The sequence below is a fragment of the Anaplasma phagocytophilum genome (genome assembly GCF_023476575.1).
GTDB lineage: Bacteria > Pseudomonadota > Alphaproteobacteria > Rickettsiales > Anaplasmataceae > Anaplasma > Anaplasma phagocytophilum_A.
This window is the reverse complement of record NZ_JAHLEX010000112.1, coordinates 1-3,297: the sequence shown is the minus strand read 5'-3', so window position 1 is coordinate 3,297 and position 3,297 is coordinate 1. Positions and strand designations below refer to the sequence as shown.

The 3,297-nt window shown below is 42.4% G+C and carries 3 protein-coding genes; 2 read left to right on the top strand and 1 reads right to left on the bottom strand.

All coding sequences use genetic code 11. The features are described from left to right. On the top strand, positions 1-338 hold a 338-nt coding region (locus KPX09_RS04800; protein WP_249549232.1), incomplete at its 5' end, for a P44/Msp2 family outer membrane protein. 190 nt (positions 339-528) lie between these two features. On the opposite strand, the gene KPX09_RS04795 is transcribed toward KPX09_RS04800, so the two are convergent. After that, the gene (locus KPX09_RS04795; RefSeq protein ID WP_249549231.1) at positions 529-1,311 is read right to left on the bottom strand and encodes a phosphoribosylformylglycinamidine synthase subunit PurQ; all 783 of its coding nucleotides are present in this window, start codon (positions 1,309-1,311) and stop codon (positions 529-531) included. Between the two features lie 101 nt (positions 1,312-1,412). Here KPX09_RS04795 and mnmG point away from each other — a divergent pair. Beyond that, positions 1,413-3,297: tRNA uridine-5-carboxymethylaminomethyl(34) synthesis enzyme MnmG (mnmG, locus tag KPX09_RS04790; RefSeq protein ID WP_249549230.1), on the top strand; the 1,885-nt coding region annotated here is incomplete at its 3' end.

Here is a 3,297-nt window from a genome sequence, read left to right as displayed (position 1 = left end):
TAGTAAGTGCACCTAATAGTAACGCCACAGCCGTAGCTAAAGACCTAGTCAAGGAACTCACTCCTGAAGAAAAAACCATAGTAGCAGGATTACTTGCTAAAACTATTGAAGGGGGTGAGGTTGTTGAGATTAGGGCGGTTTCTTCTACTTCAGTCATGGTCAATGCTTGTTATGATCTTCTTAGTGAAGGTTTAGGTGTTGTTCCTTATGCTTGTGTTGGTCTAGGTGGTAACTTCGTTGGCGTTGTTGATGGTCACATCACTCCTAAGCTTGCTTATAGGTTAAAGGCTGGCTTGAGTTATCAGCTTTCTCCTGAAATCTCCGCTTCTCATGCTTGAGCTTTAAAGCTCTACGCTTCTACCTATAACATGGTTAACCTTGGATATAATATTGTTTTTTCGGTGATATTGGAAAGTTACACCTATAAAACCTCTCAATATATAGCTGCAATACTGAAGACCTAGCATCTTATGGAATACCATATGCTGTACTGCCTCAGAAAGAAACGTGGCTCGTTTCTTACCAAATTTATGAGAAATATCTCACAGCGTTCATAAAAATCTTAAATCCATCAGCATATTTATCCACAGCCCCTTTTGAATTCTGGTGCATATGTACAATATCGGTCCAGTCATATCTCTGGGTGAAGAATATTGCCCTTTCAGGATGTGGCATCATAAGCAGCGCCTTCCCATTGTTACATGTTATAGCAGCAATATCCCGAGCGGATCCATTGGGGTTATGAGGAAACTCCCCTTGCGCATATTCTCCATCAGAATTAACATAACGCAATGCGACATCTCCCCGTGTTTCCAGATTTTGCAGCACGTCCTCTGCTGCGTGAAACTTGCCCTCACCATGCGCTACTGGAATGTACATCTTATCTATACCATTCATCCATACAGAGTTGTTACTCGCCTTTACTGTAACCCAACGACACTGGTAAACGCCAACATCGTTACTTACCAAAGCAACATTTGGACACAACATCCTTAGGAGTATTTGACACCCATTGCAAATGCCTAACAGTAAAGTGTCACGTTCTATAAAGTCACAAATGTGCTCATTTAATCCATGAATCAATCGTAACGCATATGCATTACCTGCGCCTGTATCATCACCATAGGAAAACCCTCCTGGTATTACCATAGTGTTGAATGAAGCAAGCTGCTTAGGATTCGACAACAGCTCTTTGATGTGCACAATTTTACCAGAGACGTTAGTGTTTAGATACCTACCTGCTTCTTGAAAGGCAAAAAGCGTCTCTTCCTCACAGTTCAGTCCATATCCTGATAATACAATAACGTTCATGCATCTACCTAATAAACTCACGAATTTTAGCATCATTTGACATGACTTATATTACTTTTTACCATCTATCGAGTATATTTTAGTAATAACGGTAGGTTGTAGTGCAAAACTATGATGTAGTGGTTGTTGGTGGAGGACATGCTGGTTGTGAAGCCGCTGCCGCTGCTGCACGAGTAGGTGCTAAAACTTTGTTGGTTACACATAAAGTAGAATCCATAGGAGAAATGTCCTGCAATCCCGCCATAGGTGGCATTGCGAAAGGAGTTGTAGTTCGCGAAGTCGATGCGTTAGATGGCCTTATGGGAAAGGTCATCGATAAATCTAGCATTCACTCTATAATCCTTAATAGAAGTAAAGGTCCGGCAGTATGGGGGCCTAGAGCGCAAGCGGATAGAGAAGTGTACAAGCTTACTATGCGTGATATGATGTTGCACTACGAAAACTTAACCGTGCTAGAAGAAGAGGTGGTTGACTTCTCCGTTGATGGCGAAGAAGAACGTCCTCAGATCTCCTCGGTACTACTGTCGAATGGAAAGTTGATAAAAACAACCCGATTGGTTTTTGCCACAGGAACTTTTTTAGGAGGGACAATACACGTAGGAAATGAAAGCTTTCCAGCGGGCAGGGTAGGAGACAAACCCTCCACAAAGCTTCCACAAGCTCTGAAAGCACATGGGTTTCAATTGGGTAGACTAAAAACTGGCACCCCTCCGAGAATTGACAAAAACAGTATAAATTGGTCAAAACTTTTAGAACAAAAGGGTGATACTTTGCCAACGCCGTTTTCTTTTATGTCTGAGTGTGTGAGTTTACCTCAAATATCTTGCCACGTGACTCATACAAATGATAAAACCCACGAAATAATTAGAAGGAACTTACATCTTGCGGGCTCACGGTGCGAGTCTCTCCTAGATGTGATGGCTCCTAGATATTGCCCTTCTATAGAAGAAAAAGTACGCAGATTTCCAGACCACAGAAGCCATCAGATTTTCCTAGAGCCCGAAGGACTTGAAACCAATTCTGTATACCCAAATGGTATATCTACCTCTTGTCCTGTTGAAGTACAGCTAGAAATGCTAAGGAGTATTAACGGTCTAGAACAAGCTGTAATGCTCCGCCATGGATACACTGTGGAGTACAACTTCATAGATCCTCGTGAGTTGTACCATACGTTAGAGACTAAAAAAATTAAAGGGCTTTTCTGCGCAGGACAAATTAATGGCACTACCGGATATGAAGAAGCTGCCGGACAGGGTATCGTTGCGGGAGCAAACGCAGCACTTTCTTTAGCGCGTAATCACGAACCTCTGGTTTTGAAGCGGAGTGACTCATACATAGGGGTGATGATAGATGATCTTGTAACACTGGGCACCAGCGAGCCTTACAGGCTTTTTACATCCCGTGCTGAATATCGGCTAACTCTGCGCTCTGATAATGCTGACATGCGTCTAACCGAGACAGGACACGCGCGCTCATTAGTATCTCAAGAGCGTTTTGATCGATTATCTCAAAAAAAGCAAGAAATGCATGCTTTGATGGATGCACTAAAGGGTGTTGTAGCCACTCCCAACGATATTGCGGAGTATGACATTGCCATTGCGCAAAATGGTGAAAAGAAAAATGCCTTTGAGTTGCTAAGTCATCCTAACATAAACATAGAAGTACTGTTAAAAATATGGCCAAGTCTAAGATCTTTTAGCACTGGGACACTGGCTTTGATGGAAATCGAAGGAAAGTATGCACCTTATTTGAAGCGGCAGGAAGCTGACATCAAATCATTCCTAGAAGAAGAGAATTTATCTATACCTAAAGATATTCTTTATTCTGACGTGTACGGTTTATCAAAAGAGGCGCAGGAAAAGCTGCAAGCAGTAAGGCCATTCTCTATAGGCGCCGCAAGGAGAATACCAGGTATTACACCTGCAGCTATTGCAAATATCTTGATACACTTACGCTGTAAGCATAAGTCAACACACAAGTCGCTGT

What these genes read in the sequence shown, in the direction of transcription:
- KPX09_RS04795 (WP_249549231.1), bottom strand. Translation starts at nt 1,311, where the DNA reads ATGAACGTTATTGTATTATCAGGATATGGACTGAACTGTGAGGAAGAG.